This is a genomic window from Saccharopolyspora sp., from assembly GCF_017434145.1.
GTDB lineage: Bacteria > Actinomycetota > Actinomycetes > Mycobacteriales > Pseudonocardiaceae > Saccharopolyspora_C > Saccharopolyspora_C galaxeae.
This window is the reverse complement of the sequence record NZ_JAFRFW010000983.1, coordinates 1-7,515: the sequence shown is the minus strand read 5'-3', so window position 1 is coordinate 7,515 and position 7,515 is coordinate 1. Positions and strand designations below refer to the sequence as shown.

The 7,515-nt window shown below is 71.0% G+C and carries 4 protein-coding genes and 1 pseudogene; 4 read left to right on the top strand and 1 reads right to left on the bottom strand.

Features of this window, described 5'->3' with window-relative positions; genetic code table 11:
* Positions 1 to 868, top strand: a pseudogene (locus IJH84_RS26705) (dynamin); the annotation flags it as partial.
* A gap of 46 nt (positions 869 to 914) precedes the next feature.
* On the opposite strand, the gene IJH84_RS26700 reads toward IJH84_RS26705, so the two are convergent.
* Positions 915 to 1,856 (bottom strand): NADP-dependent oxidoreductase, encoded by a 942-nt coding sequence (locus IJH84_RS26700; protein ID WP_200067946.1) that lies wholly within the window; start codon positions 1,854 to 1,856, stop codon positions 915 to 917.
* 120 nt (positions 1,857 to 1,976) lie between these two features.
* Between IJH84_RS26700 and IJH84_RS26695 the strand changes: the two genes are divergently transcribed.
* The 3 genes from IJH84_RS26695 (at position 1,977) to IJH84_RS26685 (ending at position 7,467) form a co-directional block, all read left to right on the top strand.
* The gene (locus tag IJH84_RS26695) at positions 1,977 to 2,681 is read left to right on the top strand and encodes a DUF6802 family protein (protein ID WP_295150395.1); all 705 of its coding nucleotides are present in this window, start codon (positions 1,977 to 1,979) and stop codon (positions 2,679 to 2,681) included.
* A 144-nt stretch (positions 2,682 to 2,825) separates the two neighbouring features.
* On the top strand, positions 2,826 to 5,282 hold the full coding sequence (locus IJH84_RS26690) for an EAL domain-containing protein (RefSeq protein WP_295150392.1): 2,457 nt from the start codon (positions 2,826 to 2,828) through the stop codon (positions 5,280 to 5,282).
* 367 nt (positions 5,283 to 5,649) lie between these two features.
* Positions 5,650 to 7,467, top strand: coding sequence for a phosphoenolpyruvate carboxykinase (GTP) (locus IJH84_RS26685; RefSeq protein ID WP_200067949.1), 1,818 nt, complete (start codon positions 5,650 to 5,652; stop codon positions 7,465 to 7,467).
* Positions 7,468 to 7,515 lie beyond the last annotated feature (48 nt).

The following is a 7,515-nucleotide window of genomic DNA, read 5'->3' as shown; positions in this document are numbered from 1 at the left end:
CGAACTCGCCGCCACCCGCCGCTCCGCCACCCGCGGCTGGCAGGTGAAGCTGCGCGGCGAGATCCAGCGCACCCGGGTGGAAGCAGGTCACGAGGTGACCCGGCAGATGCGCGAGGTGCAGAGCTGGTTCCGCCGCACCATCGACGGCGCCGCCCGGGTCACCCTCGGCGAACTGCCCGCGCAGGTCGACGCGGCGCTGCAGATGGTGTCCTCGCGGGTCTCGGCGCTGCTGTCCGCGCGGCTGGCGAAGGTCGCCGAGGTCGCGCTGGCGGAGCTGTTCTCCGCGGAGGAGCTGGACGTGATCCGCTCCCAGTTCGCCCGCGGCGCGCAGTCGCCGATCGCGCTGCGCCCGCCGGACAAGCGACCGCCGACCGCGGAGGACAAGCTGCTGGTGTTCATGGGCGTGTCCGGCGGGCTGGGGCTCGGCCGGGCCGCGGCGATGCCGCTGGCCGGGGTCGGGGTGGCGGTGCTGAACCCGGTGGTGCTGCCGGTGACGATCGTGCTCGGGCTCGGCGCCGGGTGGTGGATGGCGCGCACCCGCAAGCACGCGGCGGACAAGCAGCACTTCAAGCAGTGGCTCACCGAGGCGATCGCGGACGCGCGTTCCGCGCTGGACCAACTGGTCTCCGAGCAGCTCATCGACGCCGAGCAGCAGTTGTCGCTGGCCCTGGACGACGCGCTGAGCAGGCGCATCGAGTCGATCGACGAGCAGGTTCGGGAGGTCGACAAGGCGCTGAAGATGGACGCCGCCGAACGCGGCGACCGGCTGCGGACCGCGAACCGCAGGCTCCAGGAGGCCCAGGCGGGCCGCGACCGCGCCGAGCAACTGCTGCGCTCCGTGCGCGCCTTGCGCGACCACGCCGAATGACGCGCGGTGCGCACGGCCCGGGCGGACCGCGCGCACCGGAAGCGGATCAGGGCAGCAGCACGAGCTTTCCGCCGGGGTGGCCGTCGATCGAGAGCCGATGCGCCTCGGCCGCCTCGGTGAGCGGGAACGTCCGCGCGATCGGCAACTCCAGCCGCCCCTGCGCGGCGAGCTGGAACAGCCGCCGCCACGCGTTGCCGCGGACCTCGGTGCCCGGGTCCGCGCCGGGGCCGCCACCCACCGGCTTGATCCCGTCGTCGGCCCGGTGGAACGCGGCCGCGGTGACGATCCGCTCCGGATCCACCAGTTCCAGCGAGGTGTCGATCGCCTCGTCGGTACCGACCGCGTCGACCACGCCGACGACCTCGGACGGTGCCGCGGCGCGCACCCGATCGGTCAGTCCGGGACCGTAGGCGACCGGCGTGATCCCGCGCTCGCGCAGCGCGGCGTGCCGCGACTCGCCCGCGGTGCCGACCACTTCGGACCCCGCTTCCAGCGCCAGCTGCGCGGCCAGCAGCCCGACCGCGCCGGAAACACCGTGCACCAGCAGCGTCTTGCCGTGCGGCGTGCCGGTCAGCGAAAGCATGTGCACGGCGGTCGATCCGGCCAGCAGCAGCCCGGCGGCGTCTTGCCAGGACACCTCGGCGGGCTTGGACACGGCGTTCGCCGCCGAGACCGTCACCGCGCTCGCGTACGCACCGGGTGCCGGGTGCACGACCACCTCGTCGCCGACCGCGAGCGGCCCGTCCTTGCCGTGGGCGTCCGGCCCGGCGGCGGTGACCACACCGGCCAGTTCGTGCCCGAGCCGCATCGGCAGCTTCCCGGGATCCTCCCCGAACGCGCCGCTGTAGAGCTTGAAGTCGATCGGGTTCACCCCGATCGCCCGGGGCTCGACCGTCACCTGCCCCGGTCCGGGGTCGGGCACGTCGACGTCGACGACGGACAGATTCTCTGGGCCACCGAAGCCGGTGGCGACAACAGCCTTGGCCATGTCATGGCGAACACCGCCGGACACCGGGTGGATTCCCGCCGTCACCGGCTCGATCGCGCCGATCGGGTGTCGCGGTGGAACCGCCGCGCTCTACGCTGCGTCGCAGGAGTTGAACGCACGGTGGCAGCTAGCCGAATCGAGGGGCGCATGTACATCGAGGAGACCGGTGCGGGCGACGGCGACATCAAGGTCACCGTCGAAGGGCAGGAGTACACCGCAGAGGCGAACTACGACCTCGATGGCGACGGCGTGGACGACACCGTGACCGTGCTGACCGACGACGGCCACGTCGCCTACATCGACGAGAACGCCGACGGCGACGCCGACGTCATGCAGACCGTGCGCGCCGACGGCACCGTCACGGGTCAAGCCCGGTTCGAGCCGGCCTCCGGCGACTGGGTCGCCGAACGGCCCGAACAACACCCCGCCCCGCCGCAGGACGAGCAGCCGATGGTGGTCGACACGCCGCACGGCGACCGGCCGATCGGCCCGGCCACCGAGGACACCGACAACGACGGGAACCCGGACACCGCGGTGGTCACCACCGGCACCGCGACGCTGCTGGCCACCGACGTGGACGGAGACGGCTCGGCCGACCAGCTGGTGGAGATCGGCGACGCGGGCGAGGTCACCATCACCCAGCACACCGGCGACGGGCAGTGGACGCTCGTCGAGCAGGGCCACCTGGACCACAACGGCCGCTACACCGCCGAACCGCATCCGCCTGCCGTCGCGACCGACGACGCGACCTGGACCTTCGATCCGCCGCCCGCGCCTGCCGACGGACCCGCCGCGCGGCCCGCTCCGGGCACCGCCTGGGCCTGACGCCGCGCGCCCGCGGCGACGGCTCGCCCGGCCACGTCATCCCGATCGCGCCGTTCCCGATCGCGGCGAGCGCGAGTCGCCCGCGAATCGCTCGGCACTTACGCTGCGGCCGTGGCCTGGCTACGGCGCGCACGGTCCTCGCTGGTGCGACGGGTCCACCTGCTGGTCGCCGTCCTCGTGTTGCTGATCGGCGTCGTAGCCGCGTCGACCCTCGGGTTCTGGCAGCAGGCCGGAGCCGCGACCACCCGGCTGACCACCGTCATCCTCCCGGCCGAAACGGCCGTCACCGAGCTGAGCACTGCCTACTCGGACCAGTCCAACGCACTGGGCGGCTACCTGCTCACCCGTGATCCGTCGTTCCTGCGCACCTACCGCGATGCGCAGGCGGACGCGGCGCGGCTGACCGGGATCATCGATCTGCAGCTCGCCGACGACCCGACGACGATGCAGCTGCTGGACAGCGTCCAGGCGGCCGCCCGCGCATGGCGCGAGCAGTCCGCACGACCGCAAGTCGAGGGCAGGCCCAGTCCGGGCGGGCCGGAGCAGTCGCCGCACCAGTTCGACACGCTGCGCACCGAACTGGCCGAGCTGCACACCCGGATCGGCCAGCTGGCCTCGGACGAATCCGCCAAGGCATCGGCCGCGCGCGCCACGGCCACCTGGTTGACCACGGCCACGGTGCTGGTCGCCTTCGTCGTCGCCGCCGTAGTGGTCCTGATGCTGCGCAGATCGCTCACGAGACCGCTGCGCGCGCTGGTGTCCGACGTCGACCAGGTGGCCGAAGGGGACCTCGACCGGCAGGTCCGCGAGACGGGACCGTCGGAGCTGACCACGCTCGCCCGCGCCGTCGAGACGATGCGCGCCCGGATACTGAGCGAAACCCGCCGGATCGCGCAGATGCAGCAGGACCTGGCCCGGCACGAGGAAGCGGAGCGGCGGCGGGCCGAACAGGACTTCGCCACCGTCGTCGCAGCGCTCGACGAGGGCGTGCTCGTGGTCGGCCAGACCGGCACCATCGAGTCGGCCAACCCGGCGGCGCAGCAGGTCTTCGGCGCGTCCGAGTCCGAGATCGTCGGCTCATCGCCCGCGGCCTGGCCGGTGCACGACGAGTCCGGGGCGGTGCTGCGGCGCAACCACCTGGCGATGCCGACGCAGCAGACCGGGGAGCCGGTGAACTCCCGCGTCGTGTGCTTCGAGCGGGCCGACGGTCGCAACGTGTGGCTCGCGGTCACCTCGCGAGCGCTGAACCCGCAGGAAACGGCTCCGCACGCGGTGGTCGTCTCGTTCACCGACGTCACCGAGACCCGGGCCGCGCGGGAGCGCTTGGAGTACCAGGCCACCCACGACCCGCTCACCGACCTGGCCAACCGCACGCAGGTGCTGCGCCACTGGGCGGACGACTCGCGGACGCACCCGATCGCCGTGCTGTTCGTCGACCTGGACAACTTCAAGCTCATCAACGATTCGCTCGGGCACGCTGCCGGTGACGAAGTGCTGCGCACCGTCGGGGCACGGCTGGTGCGGGCGGTGCCGGAAGGGGCTCAGGTCGGCAGGCTGGGCGGGGACGAGTTCGTGGTGCTGGTCCTGGACGAACCCGACCACGGCGCGCTCGCCGCGCTCAGCGACCGCCTGCTGCGGGAACTGACCCGGCCGATCCACGTGGAGGGCAGGCCGCTGCACGTGAACGGCAGCATCGGAGTGCTGGTCTCGCTGCCGGACGACGGGCGGGACGGTCCGGACGTGCTGCGGGACGCGGACGTCGCCATGTATCGGGCCAAAGCGCGGGGCGGCGGTGGCCACGCGTTCTTCGACGTCGAACTCCGGGAACGGGTGCAGCGGCACATGCTCTTGGAGCAGGACCTGCGGCACGCCGTTGCGCAGGACCAGCTCTGGGTCGCCTACCAACCGATCGTCGACCTGCGCACCGAAGGAACCGTCGCGGTGGAGGGACTGTTGCGCTGGCGGCACCCGGACCACGGCACGGTTTCCCCGGCCGAGTTCATCCCGCTGGCCGAACAGAGCGAGCTGATCAACTCGATCGGCGCGCACATGCTGCGCACCGCACTGCGCCAGCTCGCCGCCGAACGCGAGCGCCGCGGCGGCGAGCTGCGGCTGAACGCGAACCTCTCGCCGCGCCAGCTCAACGACCCGCACCTGCCCGCCCTCGTCCGGCAGTCGCTCGCGGAGACCGGCCTGCCCGCGCACACGCTGTGCCTGGAGATCACCGAGAACGTGATCATGCAGGATCCCGCGGGGGCCGCGGGAATCCTGACCGGGTTGCGCGATCTAGGAGTGCACCTGGCGATCGACGACTTCGGGACCGGGTACTCCTCGCTGGCCCAGCTGCGGCGGTTGCCGCTGGACAGCCTCAAGGTCGACCGCTCGTTCGTCACCGACCTCGCCGGTTCGCACGAGCTGCACACCATCGTCAGCAGCATCATCGCGATGGCGCACTCGCTGGGCGTGGTCGTGGTCGCGGAAGGCGTCGAGACGGCTGCGCAGCTCGAGGTGCTGCGCGCGCTCGACTGCGACGAGGCGCAAGGTTTCTACTTCGGCAAACCCGGCCCGGTGGAACGACTTCGCGTTCCACCCGGCGGTTGAGCGCGGTGCCCGCGGGCGTGCGCGGCCCGGGCAACCGCCATCCGGTGGTCGATCCCGCGTCACCCGTCGTTCGCACGACTGTCCGCTTCGCCGGAAATCCTTGGTCATCATCGGCTCGGCACGGCCGAATTTTCGTCTAGACCTATGCGTCGAAGTGGTTCTGAATCGATCCCCTTATCGTTCCTGTGAGAGAACCGACACAGCTGATCTCCATTGCGAGCGCCCGGCACCGTTAGCCTCGATGCATCCCTTTTCCGCACCGCCCGTTCTCCGCGGGCGGGGCGGAGCATTCTCTGAACACGCCGGTGGCACCGTCGCCGCCGGTCCGGATTCCGGGCTGTGGCGCCCAGTCAGGAGACACGACGCGATGACCGCATTGACCATCCCCGGTCTCGACCAGGCACCGACCACGCACGAGCGCCTGCTGTCGTGGGTGCGCGAGGTCGCCGAGCTGACCACGCCCGACCGTGTGGTGTGGTGCGACGGCTCGCAAGAGGAGTGGAACCGGCTGACCGACGAGCTGGTCGCGGCGGGCACCTTCGAACGGCTGGAGAAGAAGCCGAATTCCTTCTGGGCCGCATCGGACCCCAGCGACGTGGCGCGCGTCGAGGAGCGCACGTTCATCTGCTCCCGGGAACGCAAGGACTCGGGCGTGACGAACAACTGGATGCAGCCCGACGAGATGAAGGCGATCATGACCGAGCTCTACCGGGGCTCGATGCGCGGTCGCACCATGTACGTCATCCCGTTCTGCATGGGACCGCTGGACGCCGACGAGCCGAAGCTGGGCGTGGAGATCACCGACACCGCCTACGTCGTCACCTCGATGCACATCATGACCCGGATGGGCTCGAAGGTGCTGGACAAGCTGGGCACCGACGGTGACTTCGTACCGGCCCTGCACTCGGTGGGCGCCCCGTTGGAGCCGGGCCAGCAGGACGTGCCGTGGCCCTGCAACGACACCAAGTACATCACGCACTTCCCCGAGGAGCGGATGATCTGGAGCTTCGGCTCCGGCTACGGCGGCAACGCGCTGCTGGGCAAGAAGTGCTACTCGCTGCGGATCGCCTCGGCGATGGCCCGGGACGAGGGCTGGCTCGCCGAGCACATGCTGATCCTCAAACTGATCTCCCCGGAGAACAAGGTCCACTACGTCGCCGCGGCGTTCCCGTCGGCCTGCGGCAAGACGAACCTGGCGATGCTGGAACCGACCATCCCGGGCTGGAAGGTCGAGACCCTCGGCGACGACATCGCGTGGATGCGCTTCGGCGACGACGGCAGGCTGTACGCGGTGAACCCGGAGGCCGGCTTCTTCGGCGTCGCGCCCGGCACCAACTGGAAGACCAACCCGAACGCGATGCGCACCATCGAGAAGGGCAACTCGCTGTTCACCAACGTCGCGCTCACCGACGACGGCGACGTGTGGTGGGAGGACCACGAGGGCGAGCCCCAGCACCTCACCGACTGGAAGCAGCGGGACTGGACGCCGGACTCCGAGGAGAAGGCCGCGCACCCGAACTCCCGCTACTGCACGCCGATGTCGCAGTGCCCGATCCTGGCGCCGGAGTGGGACGACCCGCAGGGCGTGCCGATCTCGGCGATCCTGTTCGGTGGCCGCCGCAAGACCACGGTTCCGCTGGTCAACGAGGCGTTCGACTGGCAGCACGGCGTGTTCATGGGCGCCACGCTGTCCTCGGAGAAGACCGCCGCGGCCGCCGGCAAGGTCGGCGAGGTGCGCCGCGACCCGATGGCCATGCTGCCGTTCATCGGCTACAACGTCGGCGACTACTTCCAGCACTGGGTCAACGTGGGCAAGGAGGCCGACGCCTCCAAGCTGCCGCGGATCTTCTACGTGAACTGGTTCCGCCGCGACGAGTCCGGCAAGAAGATCGTGTGGCCCGGTTTCGGGGAGAACTCCCGGGTGCTCAAGTGGATCGTCGACCGGATCGAGGGCAACGCGGCCGCGGAGGACACCGCGATCGGGCGGGTGCCCGCGGGCGACCAGATCGACCTGTCCGGGCTGGACACCCCGCGCGCGGACGTGGACACCGCGCTGCACGTCGACGTCGAGGAGTGGAAGTCCGAGCTGCCGCTGATCGAGGAGTGGTTCGACACCATCGGTGACGACCTGCCGACCTCGATGCGCGACGAGTTCGAGGCGCTCAAGCAGCGCCTCGGCGCCTGACCTGACCAACCGGCGACAGGGCCGTCCGCGGATTCCGCGGGCGGCCCT